Annotated in this window: 15 protein-coding genes; 10 read left to right on the forward strand and 5 right to left on the reverse strand. The window is 38.1% G+C overall.

Features of this window, described 5'->3' with window-relative positions; all coding sequences use genetic code 11:
• Positions 1-98: 98 nt before the first annotated feature.
• The 3 genes from BT999_RS09480 to BT999_RS09490 are packed head-to-tail and all read right to left on the reverse strand — an operon-like array spanning position 99 to position 2,679.
• The gene (locus BT999_RS09480) at positions 99-926 is read right to left on the reverse strand and encodes a hypothetical protein (RefSeq protein ID WP_072697554.1); all 828 of its coding nucleotides are present in this window, start codon (positions 924-926) and stop codon (positions 99-101) included.
• Positions 908-2,143, reverse strand: a complete 1,236-nt coding sequence (gene coaBC / locus BT999_RS09485; protein ID WP_072697555.1) for a bifunctional phosphopantothenoylcysteine decarboxylase/phosphopantothenate--cysteine ligase CoaBC — start codon at positions 2,141-2,143, stop codon at positions 908-910. The genes BT999_RS09480 and coaBC overlap by 19 nt, the downstream gene beginning before the upstream one ends.
• Positions 2,143-2,679: a hypothetical protein gene (locus BT999_RS09490; protein WP_072697556.1), complete on the reverse strand. Its 537-nt coding sequence runs from the start codon at positions 2,677-2,679 to the stop codon at positions 2,143-2,145. Before BT999_RS09490 ends, coaBC begins: the two co-directional genes overlap by 1 nt.
• Positions 2,680-3,019: 340 nt before the next feature.
• Between BT999_RS09490 and queA the strand changes: the two genes are divergently transcribed.
• From queA to BT999_RS09540, 10 genes are all read left to right on the forward strand, one after another.
• The gene (queA, locus tag BT999_RS09495) at positions 3,020-4,180 is read left to right on the forward strand and encodes a tRNA preQ1(34) S-adenosylmethionine ribosyltransferase-isomerase QueA (protein WP_084650676.1); all 1,161 of its coding nucleotides are present in this window, start codon (positions 3,020-3,022) and stop codon (positions 4,178-4,180) included.
• Between the two features lie 166 nt (positions 4,181-4,346).
• The gene (locus tag BT999_RS09500; protein ID WP_072697557.1) at positions 4,347-5,117 is read left to right on the forward strand and encodes a ParA family protein; all 771 of its coding nucleotides are present in this window, start codon (positions 4,347-4,349) and stop codon (positions 5,115-5,117) included.
• Between the two features lie 23 nt (positions 5,118-5,140).
• Positions 5,141-5,962, forward strand: coding sequence for a tRNA pseudouridine(38-40) synthase TruA (gene truA / locus BT999_RS09505; RefSeq protein ID WP_072697558.1), 822 nt, complete (start codon positions 5,141-5,143; stop codon positions 5,960-5,962).
• A gap of 373 nt (positions 5,963-6,335) precedes the next feature.
• Positions 6,336-7,487: an aminofutalosine synthase MqnE gene (mqnE, locus tag BT999_RS09510; RefSeq protein ID WP_072697559.1), complete on the forward strand. Its 1,152-nt coding sequence runs from the start codon at positions 6,336-6,338 to the stop codon at positions 7,485-7,487.
• A 192-nt stretch (positions 7,488-7,679) separates the two neighbouring features.
• Entirely contained in the window at positions 7,680-8,783 is a 1,104-nt protein-coding gene (recA, locus tag BT999_RS09515; RefSeq protein WP_072697560.1) for a recombinase RecA, read from the forward strand.
• 174 nt (positions 8,784-8,957) lie between these two features.
• The gene (gene alaS / locus BT999_RS09520) at positions 8,958-11,621 is read left to right on the forward strand and encodes an alanine--tRNA ligase (protein WP_072697561.1); all 2,664 of its coding nucleotides are present in this window, start codon (positions 8,958-8,960) and stop codon (positions 11,619-11,621) included.
• 178 nt (positions 11,622-11,799) lie between these two features.
• Entirely contained in the window at positions 11,800-12,504 is a 705-nt protein-coding gene (locus BT999_RS09525) for a hypothetical protein (protein ID WP_143145538.1), read from the forward strand.
• Positions 12,505-12,615: 111 nt separating this feature from the next.
• Positions 12,616-13,305 (forward strand): hypothetical protein, encoded by a 690-nt coding sequence (locus BT999_RS09530; protein ID WP_072697563.1) that lies wholly within the window; start codon positions 12,616-12,618, stop codon positions 13,303-13,305.
• A gap of 180 nt (positions 13,306-13,485) precedes the next feature.
• Positions 13,486-13,860, forward strand: a complete 375-nt coding sequence (locus BT999_RS09535) for a hypothetical protein (RefSeq protein ID WP_143145539.1) — start codon at positions 13,486-13,488, stop codon at positions 13,858-13,860.
• 269 nt (positions 13,861-14,129) lie between these two features.
• Positions 14,130-15,560 carry a catalase gene (locus tag BT999_RS09540; RefSeq protein ID WP_072697565.1) on the forward strand — a complete coding sequence of 477 codons (1,431 nt, stop codon included), beginning with the start codon at positions 14,130-14,132 and terminating at the stop codon, positions 15,558-15,560.
• Between the two features lie 387 nt (positions 15,561-15,947).
• Here the strand turns inward: BT999_RS09540 and BT999_RS09545 are convergent, their stop codons facing one another.
• On the reverse strand, positions 15,948-19,832 hold the full coding sequence (locus BT999_RS09545; RefSeq protein WP_072697566.1) for an ankyrin repeat domain-containing protein: 3,885 nt from the start codon (positions 19,830-19,832) through the stop codon (positions 15,948-15,950).
• A gap of 307 nt (positions 19,833-20,139) precedes the next feature.
• Positions 20,140-20,598 (reverse strand): YccF domain-containing protein, encoded by a 459-nt coding sequence (locus tag BT999_RS09550; RefSeq protein ID WP_072697567.1) that lies wholly within the window; start codon positions 20,596-20,598, stop codon positions 20,140-20,142.
• Positions 20,599-20,766: the final 168 nt, after the last annotated feature.

Raw genomic sequence — 20,766 nt, forward strand, 5'->3', positions numbered from 1 at the left:
AAAACTACCCGTCGCTTTAAAAGTGTTTTAGGGTAGGAAATAGCTCTTTAACTTTCAATGTGCATTTAAGTTTAAACCGAACAAAAACACAAGTGAATTTATAATACTCCCCTTAACGCATTTTGTAAAAACAAGAAAGTGCTGCGAGTTTTGGCGAGATCGTTTTGTAAATCTTTTAAAGCGGGTAGTAAAATGATTTTTGTTTTTAAGGCAAGCAAATGTTGAAAATTATTTAAAGTTCTGAGTTCAGGTTTTGTTTCTATCAGTTCGGGGGATAAAATTTTTAATAAATAGTCTTTATCAAAGACGATAATTAGTCTTGGGCGAATATAGCTTATTCCGGCTTCAAAAATCTGAGGGTTAAACACATATTCATGCGTTTGTGTTTCGTTTGGCTCTGTGTCGCTATAATTTTTAGGAACTGCTCCGCCCCAAAAAACATGAGTTCCTTTCGGGCAAGCTAGTTCCTTGATAATTTCTTTAAAAAAATCTCGCCTTTGTGTATCGCCGCCACCTAAAAGGTCTAGGCCAAGCTCCTGATAACTCCAAACCAATGGCGAGGGTTTTGGTGCACCTTTTAGAAAAACCTTTTGCCAGATATGCCCCCACTCTTTAAAATCAGGCTGAATAGTCGCGGAGGTATCAGCCTGTGTGTTGTTCGTTTTTGGGGTTTTTAAGGGCGTATTGACATTTGTGTCTTTTGCTTGATTGATCCTGATTGTAGGCGGAATATGCTGGATATTTTGACTATTGTTTGCTGAATGAGCTTGAACCGTGTTTTGTTTTTCGGGTAAGTTAGGGGCAAGAGCTTCGTTTTTTAAGCTCGTTTCAAAAAAATTTACCTCTTTATCTTCGAGAATAAAGCGTAAACCTAAGTGCCAAAAGGGCGAAAGAGTTTGATTAAGCTTTAAAGGGCGACCAGCCAATTTAAAATCCTCCAAGCAAGTTCTGTTTTCGGTAAATTATTTAGGCTTTCGCTTTTACCAAAACGATCTTGCATAAAAACACTGTTATTTTCTGATTTAAAACCCGAATTTTCTTGATTAATCAAATTCCCTACCAAAAGATCGCAATTTTTACGTTCAAGCTTACTTTTAACGGCAAATTCAAGGTTACTGCTTTCCGCCGCAAAGCCGACAAGTAATTGCCCATTTTTTTTCTGTTTGCCAATTGTAGCTAAAATATCGGGGTTTGCTTTAAACTCAATAGTTAGTGCCGAAGAATTTTCAGGTGTTGAAACTGCCTTATCTTTTTTAAACTTTTCTCCTCCAAAAGGTAGGGGAGAAAAATCAGCGACGGCGGCGGTAAAAATTCCAATATCAAAGGCATCGGCTTGATCTAAAACAAGCTCATACATTTCTTTGGCGGTTTTTACCTTGCTGTGTTGAATCGCATTAGGTAGCCAAGGTATTTGCGGCCCTGAAACAACGTGAACTTTTGCACCTCTTAAATAAGCCGCCAAAGCTAAACAAGCCCCCATTAAACCGCTTGAGGGGTTTGTCCAGTAACGAACGGCGTCCCAAGGTTCTTGAGTTGCACCCGCTGTTAATAAAACGGTTTTTCCGGCTAAGTCTTGAGGTGAAAGATTTTTTAAAACCGCACAATGAAGCTCTTCAATTTCTGCTAAACGTCCTTGTCCGACTTCGTTACAAGCCATTTTTCCTGAAGCCGGGGGAACAATAATATGTCCACGTTCTTTTAAAATTTTAACATTCGCTTGAGTTGCCAGATTTTGCCACATGCGAAAGTTCATTGCCGGAGCAATAACCAAAGGTCGTTCAAACGCCAAAGCTTGAGTCGAAATTAAATCGTCGGCTAAACCGTGTGCAAGTTTTGCCAAAATATTCGCACTCGCCGGGGCAATAACAAAGGCATCGGCTCTTTGCCCCGGTTCTAAATGTAGCATAAATTCTTCAGAGTTTTGGGAAAACATTTGAGTATAAACTTTATTTGCCCCCAAAGCAGAAAAAAACAGCGGGCGAATAAATTCTTGTGCCGAGCTACTTAACGCCACCGAAACCTCTGCTTCTTGTTTTAGCCAAGAACGCATTAAATCAAGAGTTTTATAAAGAGAAACAGACCCACAAACAGCTAAGTGGATTTGTTTCCCTTTTAATATGTCAAAATTTAATTGAGGGTGCATTATTGATCCAATCTTTTTTCCTGAAGGTTGTCGCCGCTTGAACCACCATAAGAGGTAGAAACTTCTGCTCCGCCTGTTGGCATTGCATTTATAACACTTGGATCGGAAAAGACATCAGAATCGCTTAAGCGAGAAGCAACATTAATTTGCATTGTAACAAAGATCGTTCCGTCAGCAATCATTAAGGTCGCTATTCTGTCGCCTTTTTCATAAGTTAAGATACTTTTATTTCCGTAATAAGAGGCGGCTCGTTGAGACCAACCCTCTTTAGACATATATTGTCTCATCGCTGTTACCAAGGAATTTTTTTCTACGCGCCCTTGGAAAATTTGTTGTCCTGCTTTCATTCCGCCGGCGATATAAGTAATATAAGTATCACCTGTTTTTTCCGCTAAATCATTAGGAATTGGAATATCGGGAAATTCACCGTAATAATAACCTTCAGCTCCGGGAGTGTCGCTTCCCATAATTCCCGCACAAGCACTTAAAAGCACAGTTAAAAATACCAAAGCACAAAGTTTGTATAATTGTCTCATTATTGTCTCCTGAAAAATTTATATGTTAAGGCCAAAATATGTATTATAAAAGAAAGGCGTCTCTTCTTAGTCTTTATCGACTGGTTTTTGAAAAAGTCTAGAGTTTTTGTGTTTTTTTATTTTTAGCGTGTTTTTCCGCGATTATCAAGACTTTTTAATTGCTGATTTTTGTCTTGGGTGAAGTTGAAAAAATTGTGTTTTAAAATTTTTATCTTTTGTGTAAACAAGGGCGAAACACAAAACATATTTTTGTAGTGATATTGATGTTATGAAAAACTTTATTAAATTTAAAAATTAAGATAAAAGCAGTTTCGTATCATATTAAAAGAGGTTTGCTTTGATGGCTATTGATTTTAGAAACGAGCGATTAAAAAAAATTGCACTTGATAACAGTTGTGTTCACACAGATGGTTTAGAAATTGATGCGGAAGATTTTCAACTTTCAAGCTATGATTTTAACCTGCCTGAATCTTTAGTTGCTCAAACGCCTGATGAGAAAAGAGACAATTCAAAACTTTTGGTTTTAGATCGAAAGAATAACGAGCTTATAGTTAGTTCGTTTAATGAACTAGCAAGTTTTTTGCCAAGTGAAAGTTTAATTGTTACCAATAATGTTAAAGTTGCACCTTTACGTTTAAAAGGCGTTACCAAAAGTGGCGGACGTTTGGAGTTTTTATTGCTCACGCCATTACCTTTAATAGATAATTCTCACGCAACACAAGGAAAATTTAATGCACGAGTTGAAGGTTTAATGCGTAACATTAAAAAATTTAAAGTTGGCGAAACCTATCAATTCAACGAAAAGCTTAAGTTTACTATTTTGGAAAAACAAGAATTCGGTCGTTGCATTGTAAACTTGGAATGGGAAGCTCCTTTAACAGAACGTTTAAACGAACAGGGTAGTTTGCCTCTTCCTCCTTATATTAAACGAGAGCTTACAAAAAGCGATACGGAACGTTATCAAACAATTTTTGCAAAAGATGAAAAAATAGGGTCAGCAGCAGCCCCAACCGCCGGGTTACATTTCACGCCTGCGTTAAAGGCTGAACTTTTAGCAAAGGGACATAGTTGGACAGAGCTTACTCTTTATGTTGGCTATGGAACTTTTAGCCCTGTGAGAAGTGAAGACATTAGAGAACATTTGATGCACTCGGAATATTTTGAAATCAATGAAAAAAGTGCAGAGTTAATTAATAATCAGCGAGCAAATAAAAAACCTGTTGTCGCTATAGGAACTACTTCGACGAGAACTCTTGAGGGTGTGTTTGCAAAGCGGGGAAAAATAGAAGCTTGTACTGATACGACAAATATCTTTGTTTATCCCGGAAAGAAAATAGAAGTTGTTGATCACCTGATTACAAATTTTCACCTCCCCAAGTCTTCTCTTTTAATGTTGGTGTCTGCCTTTGTCGGAAGAAAGCGTTTGCTCTCGGCTTATGAAAAAGCGATTGAAGAGCGGTTAAGATTTTTTTCGTATGGTGATGCTATGTTAATTTTATAATGTTTCACGTGAAACATTTGAAAGAAAATTTCGTTTTTTTATTCCTTTTTGCGATTGCTTGTTGACACAAAGCCTGTGATATTTTAAATCTGATTTGTTAGTTAATAATATTTTTATGGGCTAAAAACGTATTCGCTTAATTTAGTATGAACATAAGGGACGAAGCATGACTAGAATTATTGCCGTAGCAAATCAAAAGGGCGGAGTAGGAAAAACAACAACCGCAATTAACTTGGCTGCCTCTTTGGCTGTTATGGAAAAGAAAGTTTTATTGATTGATAGCGACCCACAGGCAAACAGCACTAGCGGGCTTGGACAAGATCAGGAAAAGATTAACCAACACCTTTACAGTGTTTTGTTGAAATCAGAAGATCCCCATTCTGCAATTATAAGCACCTCTCCTTTTCTCTGGCTTTTGCCGGCTTCTACCGATTTAGTCGGGGCGGAAATTGAACTTGTGGATAAAATAGGGCGAGAATATTATCTTAAAGAAGTGGTTGATCAACTCGCTCCAAGTTTTGAATATATTATTATTGATTGTCCTCCGTCTTTGGGCTTGTTGACTTTAAACTCTCTTTGTGCGGCGAAAGAGCTGTTAATTCCTTTGCAATGCGAATTTTTTGCTCTCGAAGGGATTGTTAAGCTTTTACAAACTTTTGATCTTGTAAAAAAACGTTTAAACCCTGAGTTAAACTTGCTTGGCGTTGTTTTAACCATGTATGATGTGAGAAATCGCCTTTCAAGACAGGTAAAAACAGATGTTAGAAAGTGTTTTCCCGATCATTTGTTTGAGACGGTTGTTCCTCGAAACGTTAGAGTTTCCGAAGCTCCAAGTCATGGTAAAAGTATTATTCATTACGATATTAAATCAAAAGGGGCAGAGTCATATCTGGCTTTGGCAAAAGAAGTTATTTTACGCCGCCCAAAAACCAAGTAACTCCGTTTACAATTGAATAGGTTATGCACAGGATAAAACTCACAATCTCTTATAACGGAGCGGGCTTTTACGGTTGGCAACTACAGGCAACAACGGAACATTCAAAGCAAAAGCACAAAAAACAACGCAGTGTACAAGGCGAGTTAGAGGCTGTAGTCTCAAAGCTTGTTGATAAAAAAATTAGGCTACATGGAGCGGGACGCACAGATGCCGGAGTTCATGCAGAGGGTCAAGTTGCACATTTTGACGATGATTCAAAGACGCAAAGTTTTGACTGGAAAACAACGCTCAACCGCCTTTTGCCCCAAGATATAAGAATAGTCGAGGCTACGCTTGTTTCGAGCGAGTTTCATTCTCGTTTTGATGCCGTTGCCAAGAGTTATTTTTATAATCTTTGGCTTGACCAAACGTATACTCCGCCTTTTTTAGCTCCTTTTGTTTGGACAACCGGAACTTTAAACTTAAGTGCTATGCAAGAAGCCGCCACTTATCTTTTGGGGCAACACGACTTTTCTTGCTTTCAAAATCAAGGCAGTAACGTTTCGGACTCTACTCGCACTTTATATCTGGTTGAACCTAACAATATTTGTACAAGTCTTTCTGAGCTTGAGCTTGCGACTATAAGTGATAAAGACCTTTGCAGCGCCAAGCTTCAATCTTGGCATTTTAAAGGCGATGGTTTTTTAAAGCAAATGGTGCGTAATATTATGGGGTTATTGTGGGCGGTTGGTAAAGAAAAAATCAGCCCCTTAGAAGTTGTAGATATTTTAAATTCTAAAGATCGCAAGCAATCAGCGAAAACAGCTCCTGCCCACGCTTTGTTTTTACATAAAGTGTATTATTAATCGAGACTATTGCACAATAGGCTCAAAGTGGCTTTCGTCAGAAAGACACTCCAAAAACCACGAATAAGGACACTAGGCTGGCTTTGCCTGCCATGGAGATTGGGGAACTTGGGGGCTTCGGGGGAATCCCCCGAAACAAAGGGAAAATTTAATTTTCCTGTAAAATGAGTGGGTTTTGTGACTTAAGACGTTTTATGCTATGTGCATACAGAGCATAAAACGATGACAAAAGTACGCAAAACAGAGTTTTGCAATGGTCTTTAATCAGGTTGTGAGCTTATTTTTTATGCTGAAAATGTTTGATTTAAGCAGGCAGAACAGGTATAGTCGCTCAACAAATTTCTTTATTATAACAAATTGAAACAGGATTTTTATGTTGTGGTCTAAACAATACGCTGAATTTGGTTTAAGCGATATATATGAGAAAGTACAAAATGGCGAACGTTTAAGTTATGAAGACGGTATGCGTCTGTTTGAATGCAAAAACCCTTTAGCCGTTGGGGCGTTGGCTTTTTCAATGCGTTTGCGGTTGCATGGTAAAAATACATATTTCGTGCGGAATCGCCACATTAATTATAGCAATATTTGTTTAATTAACTGTTTGTTTTGTGCTTTTAGGCGAAAAGAAAACGAAGAGGGGGCTTTTACCCAAACGCATGAAACTATTTTAGAAAAAGTTTGTGCTGATGATGGAATCCCTTTTGCAGAAGTGCATGTCGTCGGTGGTTGTCATCCGACTTTGCGTTTAAGTTGGTTTGAAGAATTATTTAAAAAAATTCTTATCGCTCGTCCCAAAGCTGTTATAAAAGCCTTTACAGCTATGGAAATAGCCTATTTTGCCAAACAAGAAAAATGCTCTGTGCTTGAAGTTTTAGAACGTTTAAAGCTTTCTGGTTTAAGCATGTTAACGGGTGGCGGGGCTGAAATTTTTGAACCTGTCTTGCGTAAATATCTTTGTCCTAATAAAATCAGTGCCGATGAATATTTAAGCATTCATGGAACGGCTCATAGTCTTGGCTTAAAGTCAAATTGCAGTATGCTTTTTGGGCATATAGAAAACTTTGCACAACGTGTTGACCACCTTTGTCGTCTAAGAGAACAGCAAGATAAAAGCGGTGGCTTTGTTTGTTTTATTCCCCTACCTTATTTGCCTCAAAATAATGAATTGAGCGGCGAATATCAGGAAAAACTGGCAAAAATCTTTGATAATGCACAATTTAAAAATAATAGCGATGTGCATATGGGTTTAGAGCGTCTGCGTACTATCGCTATTGCGCGTTTAATGCTTGATAATATTCCACATATTAAAGCTTATTGGGTTATGCTCGGGGTTAAAACGGCTCAAGCGGCTTTGGCGTTTGGGGCTGATGACCTTGATGGAACAATAGTCGAAGAACATATCGGGCATATGGCAGGGGCAAATTCAAGCCAAGCTTTAACTCGCACAGAACTTGAGCAAATGATTAAAGATTCAGGTTTAACGCCTGTTTCTCGTGATCCGCTTTTTCGTAAAACAGCACAATAAACAATAGGATAAAATTAAATTTTTTTTAAGATTGCACTTAAAGTTACTTTTTGATAAGCCAAAACAGAGAACTTAAGGAATTTAAAAGAAATGCAAACATCAATTTAATTCAGTCTCAAAAAGAAAAAACAACTATAAACAGGCTTTTAAGGCTTGTTTATTTAATATTTTACCGTTTGGAGTTCTTTAAAAATGGCAAAAAAACCTACTCTCACCCCGGCAGAACAAAGGCTAGAAGCTCTAAATACTGCTCTTAGCACAATAGAACGCAAACACGGACAAGGTTCCGTTATGCGTTTAACAGATAATACTAAAGTAAATATCCCGGTTATCCCGACGGGCTCAATTTCTATTGACCTTGCTTTGGGCGTTGGCGGTATTCCTCGTGGGCGTATTAGCGAAATATTCGGACCTGAGTCATCTGGTAAAACCACCTTAACGTTGCATATCATTGCTGAGTGTCAAAAAGCCGGTGGAACTGCCGCTTTTATTGATGCGGAACATGCCCTTGATGTAACTTATGCAAGGCGTTTGGGTGTTCAGTTTGATAAATTGCTTGTATCTCAGCCAGATTATGGCGAACAGGCTTTAGATATTGCAGATACTTTAGTGCGTTCTAACGCTGTTGACCTTGTTGTTGTCGACTCCGTAGCGGCTTTAATTCCTCAAGCAGAATTAGAGGGACAAATGGGCGAAAGCCAAGTTGGCGGACACGCTCGCTTAATGTCTCACGCTATGCGTAAATTAACCGGAACAATCCATAAATCTCGTACTGCGGTAATTTTTATTAACCAAATACGTATGAAAATTGGTATGACCGGTTACGGTAGCCCAGAAACCACAACAGGTGGTAACGCTCTTAAATTCTATTCTTCCGTTCGTTTAGATATTCGTAAAATTCAAACTCTAAAAGAAAAAGAAGAAGCAATCGGTAACCGTACCAGAGTAAAAGTTGTTAAAAACAAGGTTGCTCCACCTTTCCGTTTAGCTGAATTTGATATTATTTATGGAACAGGTATCTCACGCACAGGTGAACTTATTGACCTTGGCGAAAAAGCTAAGGTTATTGAAAAAAGCGGTTCATGGTATGCGTTTGGCAAGGAAAAACTCGGACAAGGTAAAGAAAAAGTCAGAGCCTTACTCGAAGAAGATGATACTTTACGCGCGGCAATAGAAGCAGAAGTTATTAAACACCTTGGAATGAACCCTGAAGTTTTCTTAGAAGAAGGGATACCAGACCTTGATGAAGATGGTGTTGACCCAATCGCAGATGCTGATACCCCTGACGAAGATTAATTTTTAATTACATATAATATTTATTAGTGCTAGTTATAATACAAAATACTTGAATTAATAAATATTATATTTTTATACCTTAACCGCTGTAATGGATTTAGTTTATTCTTTTATCAAAATATAAAAACAATAAACGCCCCTTACCTTTAAAACCAGCATTAAAAAAGGATTAGTATGCTTAGTGCCAGTGAAATACGCTCTCGCTTTTTAAAATTTTTCTTAAGCCAAGGACACGAAATAGTACGCTCATCTTCTTTAATTCCACGAGAAGACCCTAGTTTATTGTTTACCAACGCCGGAATGGTACAGTTTAAAAAAGTTTTTTTAGGTCAAGAAAAAAGAACCTACAATAGGGCAACGACTTCACAAAAGTGCCTGCGTGTTGGCGGAAAGCATAATGACCTCGAAAACGTTGGGCGTACTGCAAGACACCATACTTTTTTTGAAATGCTTGGTAACTTTTCTTTTGGTAACTATTTTAAAGAAGATGCCATTAAATTTGCTTGGCGTTTTTTAACCGAAGACTTAAAACTGCCGAAAGAAAAATTATACGCTACAGTATTCCAAGATGATGACGAAGCCGAACAGCTTTGGCTAAAGCATACTGAAGTGCCTGCTGAGCGTATTTTTCGCATGGGCGAAAAAGATAACTTTTGGAGTATGGGGGACACCGGTCCTTGTGGTCCTTGTTCCGAAATCCTGATCGACCAAGGCGAAGAGTTAACTTGTGGCCCTAACTGCGGAATTGGAAAATGTGATTGCGATCGTTATTTAGAAATCTGGAATCTTGTGTTTATGCAATACAACCAAGATGAAACAGGTAAACGCACTCCTCTGCCTAATCCAAGTATTGATACGGGCATGGGGCTTGAACGCATCGCTGCTGTCTGCCAAAATAAGCATTCTAACTTTGATAGCGATTTATTCCAAGCAATCATTCAATATGCTTGTACTTTAGCCCCTAAGGCTAATTTGAAATATAGCCATAGTAGCCCTGATACCAATGATATTGATACCGCTTTAAGAGTTATCGCTGACCATTCTCGTTCGGCGGCTTTTATGATTGCCGACGGTATTATGCCCTCTAATGAAGGGCGTGGATACGTTTTACGTCGTTTAATTCGTCGTGCTTATCGTTTTGGTCGCTTAATTGGTATGCCGGAGTGCTTCTTGTATCTCATGGCTGCCAAAGTTGTTGAAGTGATGGGTGCTGATTATACCGAGCTTACAAGTAGTGCTGAGTTCATGGCACGAGTGATAAAAGAAGAAGAAGAACGCTTTAGCAAAACCCTTGATAAAGGTTTAGCCCTTTTAGAAGAAGAATTTAGTGCATTAAAGTCTCAAAACAAAACTTGTATTGACGGTTTAGTGGCTTTTAAATTGTATGATACTTATGGCTTTCCATTAGATATTGTGAACGATTTAGCCAGTAAACGAGGCTTTAGCGTAGACGAAGATGGCTTTAAAGAACAGATGAATGCACAAAAACAACGTGCTAAGGCTGCTTGGAAGGGTTCAGGCGAACTTGATTTAGGTTCACGCTTCCAAACCTTGTTAGAAGAAGGTTTACGCAGTGAATTTTCCGGTTATACCCAATTAAATGACGAAAGTCGTATAATTAGTTTAATGAATAGCGAGACAGAGCCTGTTGAAAAACTCAAGCTCAAAGAAAAAGGCTATTTAGTGGCGGGACGCACACCTTTTTATGGTGCGAGCGGTGGACAAAGCGGAGATTTAGGGCTAATTCAAACAGCTCAAGGAAAGGCAAAGGTTTTAGATACCCTTAAGCCAGCCACTGAAATGACTGTACATTTAATTGAAGTAATTGAAGGCGAAATCCTCTTAGATACTGAAGTGCAACTACAAGTAGAAGAGGGCGAACGCATTGCTTCAGCTCGAAACCATACTTGTACCCACTTATTACATGCTGCTTTACGCTCTGTTTTAGGGACTCATGTTAAACAAGCGGGTTCTTTGGTTACGCCTGAGCGTTTACGTTTTGACTTTACTCACATTCAAGCCCTGACCGCTGATGAATTATTAAAAGTAGAAGAGCTTGTAAATAAAGCAATCCTAGCGGATACGCCTGTTAATAGCCGTGAAACCAGTTATGATGATGCGGTGGCAAATGGTGCGATGGCTCTCTTTGGCGAAAAATATGGCGATAAAGTACGCATGGTTAAAGTGGGGGATTTTTCCACCGAATTATGCGGCGGAACTCACCTTAAGTCTAGCGGAGAAGCCGGCTCTTTTGTTATTCTCTCTGAGGCGGGAGTGGCGGCAGGTACAAGACGTATTGAAGCCGCTACGGGTTTAAACGCTTTACACTATTTACAGCAACTACGCAAAGAAGCCCAGGAAATCTCTGGCTTGCTTAAAGCTAAAGCGGGCGAAAGCAGTATAAAAGTGCAAGCTTTGCAAGAAGAACTGCGTGCAATGCGTAAGAATATCGATAAGCTTGCGGATCAAAAGCTTTCGTCAGCAGGAAAAAATCTTGTTGATGAAGCTGTTGAAATTAACGGAGTGAAAGTTTTAGCCATTAAATCAGGGGCGAATAACGTACCTACCTTACGCAAGGTGATGGACGATGTGCGTTCTAAAATTAATTCTGGCGTGATCTGTCTAACAGCGGAAGAAGAGGGCAAAGTGCATTTAATTCTCTTTGTTTCGCCTGATTTACATCAGCGTTTTACCGCTCCAAGCTTAATTAAAGAACTTGCTCCTCTTATTGGTGCGTCCGGTGGTGGCGGTAGACCCGACCAAGCCCAAACAGGCGGAAATAATCCAAGTGGACAAGAAGAGTGCTTTGAAAAACTAAAAGGCTTGATTAAAGGCTAACGGAATGCTTTTAATTTAAAAAATAAACAAGTGAAGCCACTTTGAGACTATTGTACAATAGTCTCAAAGAACGCAAAGCGAAGTTTTTCAAGGGTCTTTAATTGCTAAATAAAAATGAGGTAAAAGTATGTTCAAAATTCGTCAGCTCAACTCTCTTTTTATAACTACAGTATTTTTATTGCTATTATGCTGTTTCAATTTCACCCCTGCCGAAGCTCACCAGTTAGACGGAAAATGGAAGGCATTCCTTGCTGATGAGGAATTGACTATTGATATGAGTTCAAAAACCCTGAGTATTGCCGAAAACAAATTAAAAATTGAAAACATCACAATGAGTGCAGGTTTCCATGGCAAAGAACAGTGGACAATTGAAGGAAAAGATTTGAAAAGTGGGGAAAATGTTACACTTTCTTTGAATCTTTTTGATGGGGTTATACTAAATATAGCTGGTTCGGGGCAATGTTTTTTAAAGCAAGGTTTTATATTACCCGATGATTTACCTAAAGGTGGGTGGTTCGATGGTGATCACTGGGCTGAGCCTGAATCATTTTCAGCGTTTTTTATAGACGATAATCTTTTGGTTGGATATAAGCGATATGAAGCACATGGACCTTATTTGGAAGATGGAACAATGGATTTAATACCCCTTGGGTCGAAGAATAATGCTAAGTTTTTTCGCATAAAAGCCGATGCTGAAGACTCGTGTCGTGAATATAGTCAAGATTGTGAATATTTTTATCAGGCAATGCATAAAATAACAGACAAATATTCTATTATGACATTTCTTAAACCCACAGAATCCGGTTTTATGCCTACAGCAGAAGGTGTGGGTGTAGTATCTCGTATGGATGATTCTATGCTTCCACCCACAAAAAAGAAGTAAAGATTTGGGCTTAGCTTTTCCGTTTATACTCATGCAAACAAAGTATAAAATAATAACAAAAGAACGCAAAACGAATTTTTTCAATGGTCTTATAATAAGGAGCAAGGTGCTATGATAAATTTATTTAAAACTATAATATTCTCTGTTCTTTTTGTTGGTTGTATGACAACAAGTAGCTATGGCGTTGGTATGGAGCTAGACAGCTTTAAGGGGTATCACGGTGATTTTTCCGAATATTCCGTAGTCTTTCAGTGTAAAGTCGGCTCAACTAAAAAACAGACTATCTCGCTTCTGCGTGGTGATCCCTTTTATAAAGGTCATTTTTATGCCATTAAAACAGGTGAAAAAATAGAACCTTTAGGCAAGTTCTTACCTTATAATAGCTCTGATGAGCGAGACTTTGGAAAGTCTTATTCTGATGCTGATAGCATTTATGTAGATTGTGCCGGTAAAGATTCAAAAGTTTTGGTTATTTATGGGAGCTTTGGTGGAAATCGCCATGATGTGCTGGCACTGGGTTATAACAGTCCCTTTAAGGAATATGCACGAATACACCTGAGAACAAAGGCATGGATAGAACATATATACATAACTCCGCCTTATAATAAAGGAATGTGGCTATTTGTAGGCGGTGATAACGATACAGAATATCCCGGAAAGATAATGTACACAGGTGGGTTCTGTTATGAGGGCGGACAAAGACACAGAATGAAAGATGGTGAAATTTATGATGAGTATTATTACCAAGATAAACTGCCTACAGGCGTATCTAGAGCAAAGCTTAAACGCATAAAAAAATAAGCTAAATATAAATAAGCATATTAAAAAACACTAAAGGCTATTATGAACCCTTTAAATTTGATCAGATTATAATATTCCGTGAAGGATATGCTTACCAAATAAATGGTTAAAAACACACTGCCAAGAGTGTTTCATCATGTGTTGCATAACTATCGAAAAAAAGACCCAAAGAAGGGATATATGAAAGGTATATTGGTAAAAGTTCTAAAAATCCTTTGGATTCTCTGTTCGCTGGCAGTCTTAGCAATAACGCTTGTTTATACTGAACCGAATCAATCGAACGACGTTTACATTGTCTTTATGTATGGCATGTTGTCTTTGTCCTTCCCAATCGGTATCCTTGTTGCGTGGTTGTTTGCTTTGTTGATATTGCTTGAGGAATACTCTGGGGTACCTTTGCTTAGCTTGCTCGAATCAAACTATGTGGTGTTTTCTGTGATGTGGGTGGTCTTTTTTGCTGCCGGTTATGCTCAGTGGTTTATATTCCTGCCTTTGCTGTGGAACAAGATAAAGATGAAGATAAAGGCAAGGAGAATGGGTAGTAGCGGGGCATAATGATATTAAATAGTCTATTTAACATAGTGTCACATGGCATATAAATGGAAAGAATTCGTTGTGTTGCCTCTGAATAATATTATCAACCTTGCTACAAAAAAATATTGTTTTAATTAAATGCTTACAAAATAAATGGTTGTTATCTATATAAGCAAGCAAGAGATATAAGCGTAGTAAAAGTGTTGACACATTTCCTTGATAAAGCTATCTATATATAAATATATATAGTATGTATGCAACACCTGTAACACTTTCTATTGGAGGTTCCTATGTCTCTCAAGAAGCTTACAACGGCAGCAGGCGTACCTGTTCCGGATAATAACAATAGTGCTACAGCCGGACCACGAGGCCCGGTTCTTTTACAAGACATCTGGCTATTAGAAAAACTCGCCCATTTTGACAGAGAGGTCATTCCTGAGCGTCGTATGCACGCAAAAGGTTCCGGTGCGTATGGCACTTTTACGGTAACTCATGACATTACTCAATTTACTTCTGCCAAGTTGTTTTCAGCAATAGGGAAGAAAACCGATTTATTTATTCGCTTTTCCACAGTGGCTGGTGAACGTGGTGCCGCCGATGCGGAGCGTGATATTCGTGGTTTTGCTATTAAATTCTATACAGAGGAAGGTAACTGGGATCTAGTAGGCAATAACACTCCTGTTTTTTACCTGCGTGATCCGCTTAAGTTTCCTGATTTGAATCATGTAGTCAAACGTGATCCACGCACAAATCTACGCAACGCAGAATATAAATGGGACTTTTTCTCTCACTTGCCGGAAGCTTTGCATCAACTCACCATTGATTTTACAGACCGTGGTTTGCCAAAATCATATCGCCATATGCACGGCTTTGGCAGTCATACTTTTAGTTTTATTTCTAAAGAAAATAAGCGAGTTTGGGTAAAGTTTCATCTTAAAACCCAACAAGGCATTCAGTGCTTAACTAATGAAGAAGCCGCACATATTATCGCACAAGATAGGGAAAGCTCTCAACGAGACCTTTATGATGCCATAATGCATAAACAGTTCCCAAAATGGAAGTTGTTCGTACAAATTATGACAGAAGAAAAGGCCGCAACATTACCATATAATCCTTTTGACTTGACCAAAGTGTGGTTTCATAGTGATGCTCCCTTGCAGGAAGTCGGAGTGTTAGAGCTAAATCGCAATCCGGAAAATTACTTTTCAGAAGTGGAACAGTCCGCATTTAATCCGGCAAACATTGTTCCGGGTATTAGTTTTTCTCCTGATAAAATGCTTCAAGGGCGTTTGTTTTCTTATGGTGATGCCCAACGTTACCGTCTTGGAGTAAATCACTTCCAAATCCCTGTAAATGCACCACGTTGTCCTTTTGCTCCGTATCATCGTGATGGTCTTATGCGGGTGGGTAGCAATAGTGGCGATATAAGCTATGAGCCAAACAGTCATGGTGTTTTCCAAGAGCAGCCAGAGTTTCAGGAACCACTACTCCCACTACATGGCGATGCAGGACATTGGAACCAACGTGAAGACACCGATTACTTTAGCCAACCGGCAAAATTATTTGCTCTTTTGGACTCACCGCATCGTAAAAGGTTTTTTGCCAACATTGCTGCGGACTTGAAAGGAGTGTCTGAGCCTGTAGTAAAACGCCAACTTGATCTCTTTCATCAGGTAGACCCAGCTTATCGAAGCGGAGTTGTTGAGGCAATGAAACGCTAAACTTAGTTTTTTACTTCTATAAAACTACCGCTTAATCAATATGACTTATGTTGTGTTGGTTAAGCGGTTACTTTTTAGAATAGTTATTAAAAACATGATTGTTCTACTTAAAGAACATTGCAAAACTCCGTTTTAAATACGTTTTTCATCTTTTTATGCTTTGTTTGCATATATCATAAAACGTCTTAAGTCTCGAACACCACTCGTTTTACAGGAAAATTTAATTTTCATTATTTTTTGAATTGGTTTAACTAAAAAAAGACTCGCTATTTTTTAATAACGAGTCTTTTTTATTTATAAATTAAAGACCATTTCTTATGCGTGTAGTTTGGGAGTGTCTTCTTTAAGGAAGCCACTTTTCGACTATTGTGCAAGAGTCTCTATTATTTATTTTGTAGCTTTTAATAAAAGCTGCTGAATCTCTCTATCTCCTACGATAAGATCTAAGGGAATATAGCCTTGTTCGTTTTTTAATTTAGGATTGGCCTTTGCCTTTAATAAAAGCTCAACAATACCTTCATCATCTTTTTGGGTTGCAATATGTAGGGCGGTGTTGCCTTCTCTATTTTGTATATTAGGGTTAGCTTTTGCTTTTAACAAAATGTCAACACCCTCTTCGTTGCCTTCTTTTGCTAGGGTAATTAGAGCTGTATCACCGCTGTTATTTTTTATATTAGGGTCTGCTTTAGCTTTTAATAAAAGTTCAAGCCCTTCTTTATAGTAATCTCCAGCCGCATTGTGTAGTGGAGTGTTTCCAAATTTATTTTGTATATTAGGGTTCGCTTTAGCTTTTAACAACAAGGGAATTACCTTTAGCTTTTCCTGTTTTATTGCCACATGCAATGGAGCGTTACCGTTTTTATCTATCATATTAGGATCAGCCTTTGCTTGTAACAAGAGTTCAACAATCTTGTCGCAACCTCTTTCTGTTGCTTCAATCAGAGGCGTATTTCCGTCTTCATTTTTAATATTAGGGTTTGCTCCGGCTTTAAGTAAAGGCGGAATAGCATCAACGTAACACGATTCTGCGGCGTGCATGAGTGGAGTTTCTAAATTAGGGTCGGCTCCATTGTCCAATAAGCATTTAATAATCTCTACGCTACGCTTTTGTTGAATCGCTTGAAACATCGGAGTAGAAAACTCTGGGTCAACTCCGTTTACATCTATCCCTGACTGTATTCTGGCTTTTAACTCTTTTGGCTCTATATTCAGCATTACAGCTCTCGCAAGATATGGACTTTTTTTACCGGCGTTTTCTGCTTCTATTGTTGCGTTAATCTCCTTGGATTCTTCCATGGTATTCAGCAAGATCATATTATTAGGTTTATTATTTTTCCCTTGGGAGCGTTCTTTTACAGCCTTTTCAGCCGCCTTGTTTACAGGCCTGTTCAGTTCATCAAATAAAGGAGTTTCCTCTTTTTTTTCTGACTTTCCACCAGCCTCAGTCAGTAATTTTTCTATTTCCGGATCAGAGGTTTCGTCAAGAGGGGTGTTTCCATCGCTGTCTTTTATATTTGGGTCTGCTTTAGCTTTTAATAATATTTTTACTGCTTCTATATTTTTATTGCGGGCTGCTCTATGGAGAGCAGTCCCATATTCGTTTGTGGCATTAGGGTCTGCCCCTGCCTCCAATAAAAGCTTGAGTATGGGAAGGTCTGTTGCAGTATCGCTTACTGCTATAAGGGGGGTATAGCCTCTTTTATCCTTTATATTGGGGTTTGCACCAGCTTTTAATAATAACGCTGTAATCTCTGGTTTTTGATAGGGAGAAGAAACAGTATGATATAAAATAGTGTAGTTATCTTCATTAATAGGGGCATTTATATCATGCTTAAGAGCTAGAAACAACTTAACTGTACCGATTTTGTTGCTAGTCATTCCGAGAGACCAAGGGGTATATCCTTCTTTATTTTTTATATAAGGGTCGGCGTTTGCTTTTAAGAGCATTTTGATCAACTCTTCATTGTTATCTTTTACTGCTTCATGAAGAGCGGTATCTCCATCATTGGCTTGGTGATTAATTTCAATATTGTGTTTTAAGAGTAATTGCACAATTTTGGTATTATTCTTTTCCACTGCTTGATGCAATAGAGTTTCGCCATAGCTATTAATATAACTAGGGTTAGCTCCGGCTTTTAGTAGTAGCTCTACTAGTTCGTCCGCATCGTTATGATATATAGCGGCATCTAAAAAATTTTCGCCTTTACTGCTTTTTACATTTATATCTTTAATCTTGGGCAATAAAAGTTTTACTAATTCTATATTTTTTTGGTTTATTGCTTCCAATAACGGTTGGCTTTGAAAGCGGCCTATTTCCGGGTCTGCACCGGCTGAGAGTAGCATTTTAACGGCTTCTATATTTTGTTCTGATACAGCCAAAAATAAAGGAGTTTTTCCCGAAGAGTTTTGAACATCTATAATAGCTTTAGCGTCTAACAACGCTTTTAAAATTTTAGTATCAGCCAAAGTAGCCGCATAATGTAAGAGAAAATTAGCTCTATTATCCGCAACGTTTAAATCAACCTTTTCAGCTATTAAAGCGTTGACGGTTTTTAAATCGTTTTTTGATACTGCATTAATTAATGACGCAATTTGTTGTTTATTTCTTGTATCTATATTTGGATTAGTTTGGTCGTTTTGACTTGTATTATTTTTGTTTTTTGCTTTTTCTTGTTCGGCTTTTCTTGCTTGTATATTGTTTAAAAATTCAGGGTTGTTACGTAGCCATTGCTCTGTTTTTTCTTTCCAGCTTTGCAGTATTTGTTTGTCAACATTATAAGTAGCCATGGCTATCACTTGACGAGGGAATATTCTATTTGCCTGAGGGATAGTATCTGTGTATATGCTTGCCCACATATACAGATTTCCCCTGTTGCGTTCACTTTCGGCTAAGCCAACTAACTTCTCTATACCGGAGGGTTCACCCAAAATAGCGATTCTTTCGTATAATTCAGAGGCTTTTTTATAATTTTTCTGTCTTTCATAATGATTTCCTAGCTTAATCATTGCCCATATATTATTTTGAGAGGCGGCTTTGGTTAATAGCTCAAAAGCTAGTTTTTTATTAGCTTCTTCGGCTGTTTTGTCGAGGTTATCATTGTAGTCATCGTCTAAAAACTCTATCAAGGCAATTTGTGCATTTGGATTACCTTTATCGGCTAGAGTAGTATAAATCTCTCTGGCTTTTTCTTTTTTTTCTCTATCATCTTCACGTTCATATATTCTAGCCAAAAGAAAAGCCGATTGCTCATGTCCGTCTTTTTGTGCTATTTCTAAAAGCTTAATGGCTTTGGCGTCATCTTCTTTAACTCCTCGTCCATCTAGGTAATATTTTGCTAAAGTAAAACGAGCGTTATTGTCTCCACTTTCGGCTTTAGTATTTAAGTCTTTTATTTTTTGAGGTGTTATAATTTCCGGAACATAGGTGTCTTCAGTTCTTGAATAGTTATCTTTTTGAGGCAACTCTACCGGAAAGTTTGGGGGCGGTGTTTTAGTCCATTGAGAAAGTAGCTTTAAGGCTTCCTTTCCTTCTAAACCTGTTAAGGCGAGATCAAGAAAAGCTAAGTTTTCAAAAATACTGGAATCTATACCCTCTGTTCTTGAATATCCATAAATGCCTCGGGGATTTTGTTTTTTTGTATTATCATCAGTATAGCCATTTAAAGCAAGATAAAGCCAGTAATATCCTGCAACTCCGTTATGCCCGATCTGTTTGCCTTCAGAATAAAGATTTCCCAACCTATAAGCCGCAAGTCTACTGCCAAGTGAGGCAGCCTTAGTCAAATATCTCACAATTTGTTCTTTGGAGCCAATATCACTAGAATAAGCTTGCAGTAACTCTTGAGCTTTCCATTCCAAAGCGGGGACAAATTCGGCTGTTATCGCTTTATCTAAATAACTCAAAGCGAGTTTGTTACCTTCATCTTGTAATAGCATACTATAATAAAATTGTGCCGGAGCATAATTTTTGTCTGCTGCTTGTTGTAATAATTGCCTGCCTTCATCTTTATTTTCTGTCCACATTAACGCAATGCCCAGGTTTGTCATAGTAGCAAGGTCGCCACTTTGGGCTTTAGCACGCATGGATGAAAGGTTCTCTTTGGTAACAGTCTCTTCGACGAATTGCTGAGTCGGTTTTATTTTCCCCGCCAATTTGGGTTTTAAAAATGTTTCACTCGACTTTTCGTTAGCGATTACCTTTGTATTCATACCTTCAAGCATAAAATTGAATGATAAAACAAACAGCAAAAAAATTATTCCGGACAAACGCATTATATTGTCTCCCTAGCTAAATAGTTACATCTAAGTGGCTTTCGTTAGAAAGACACTCCAAAAACCGCGAATAATGGCAATGGGCTGGCTTTGCTCCAGTGCCCTTGAGACTCTTGCGGGGCTTCGGGGTATCCCCCGAAACAAGGGAAAATTTAATTTTCCTGTAAAATGAGTGATTCTTTTGAGAGTTAAGATGTTTTATGTTATGTGTATACAAAGCATAAAACGATGGAAAAGTATGCACAACGCAGTTATGCAATAGTTTCAATACTTAAAAACTCTAATTATTACAAAGTAATATTAATGTTTACTTTTTAGCAAAATCTTGAGCTTGTCCATAAACTTTTTGCAGTCTGATGGCTTCGGCGGTTTCAACAGGCACGCAAACTTTACCCACAGGGTTAAGATAAGTGCCTAAAGATTTAGCAAGCGGAATAGCCATAGGAATGCCGATTATAGTTAAAAATAAACCCAAAACTTGCATGGCGCTTACTACGGCGGCAATTATCCCAATAGGCAAATATAAGAGCATAATAATAAAGGAATATGTTTTCCATGCTGGATTTTGATTTATATTCAAATCGTCTTTAGATACCATTGAGTAAGAATATGGAGCCAACAAAAATTTAGATAATTGAATTAACCCAAGACCAATTGGAGCGGGAATAATCAAAATTGTCAAAAGACTACCCAATAAAAAGGTTAAAAAGGCGGTCATAAATCCCAAAAATGGAAAGTGCCATAAAATATTCCCTAACATACGCATAGATATTCTCTCCCTATTTCAACTTGGTTAAAGGTTATTAAAACTATTTTATCCGTGAAAAGACTAAACCCAGCGTGTTACAGCAGGCAACTCACTCTCGTGTATTGCTTTGTTTATTTCTTCAATCGAGGCGGTGGCTGTTCCGCTTTTACCTACAACAATTCCCGC

The sequence above is a fragment of the Desulfovibrio litoralis DSM 11393 genome (assembly GCF_900143255.1).
Taxonomy (GTDB): domain Bacteria; phylum Desulfobacterota; class Desulfovibrionia; order Desulfovibrionales; family Desulfovibrionaceae; genus Frigididesulfovibrio_A; species Frigididesulfovibrio_A litoralis.

Excerpts from the sequence above, each read along its gene's own strand:
- coaBC (WP_072697555.1), bottom strand. The coding sequence starts at position 2,143 with ATGCACCCTCAATTAAATTTTGACATATTAAAAGGGAAACAAATCCAC.
- BT999_RS09490 (WP_072697556.1), bottom strand. The coding sequence starts at position 2,679 with ATGAGACAATTATACAAACTTTGTGCTTTGGTATTTTTAACTGTGCTT.
- queA (WP_084650676.1), top strand. The coding sequence starts at position 3,020 with ATGGCTATTGATTTTAGAAACGAGCGATTAAAAAAAATTGCACTTGAT.
- BT999_RS09500 (WP_072697557.1), top strand. The coding sequence starts at position 4,347 with ATGACTAGAATTATTGCCGTAGCAAATCAAAAGGGCGGAGTAGGAAAA.
- truA (WP_072697558.1), top strand. The coding sequence starts at position 5,141 with ATGCACAGGATAAAACTCACAATCTCTTATAACGGAGCGGGCTTTTAC.
- mqnE (WP_072697559.1), top strand. The coding sequence starts at position 6,336 with ATGTTGTGGTCTAAACAATACGCTGAATTTGGTTTAAGCGATATATAT.
- recA (WP_072697560.1), top strand. The coding sequence starts at position 7,680 with ATGGCAAAAAAACCTACTCTCACCCCGGCAGAACAAAGGCTAGAAGCT.
- alaS (WP_072697561.1), top strand. The coding sequence starts at position 8,958 with ATGCTTAGTGCCAGTGAAATACGCTCTCGCTTTTTAAAATTTTTCTTA.
- BT999_RS09530 (WP_072697563.1), top strand. The coding sequence starts at position 12,616 with ATGATAAATTTATTTAAAACTATAATATTCTCTGTTCTTTTTGTTGGT.
- BT999_RS09535 (WP_143145539.1), top strand. The coding sequence starts at position 13,486 with ATGAAAGGTATATTGGTAAAAGTTCTAAAAATCCTTTGGATTCTCTGT.
- BT999_RS09540 (WP_072697565.1), top strand. The coding sequence starts at position 14,130 with ATGTCTCTCAAGAAGCTTACAACGGCAGCAGGCGTACCTGTTCCGGAT.
- BT999_RS09545 (WP_072697566.1), bottom strand. The coding sequence starts at position 19,832 with ATGCGTTTGTCCGGAATAATTTTTTTGCTGTTTGTTTTATCATTCAAT.
- BT999_RS09550 (WP_072697567.1), bottom strand. The coding sequence starts at position 20,598 with ATGCGTATGTTAGGGAATATTTTATGGCACTTTCCATTTTTGGGATTT.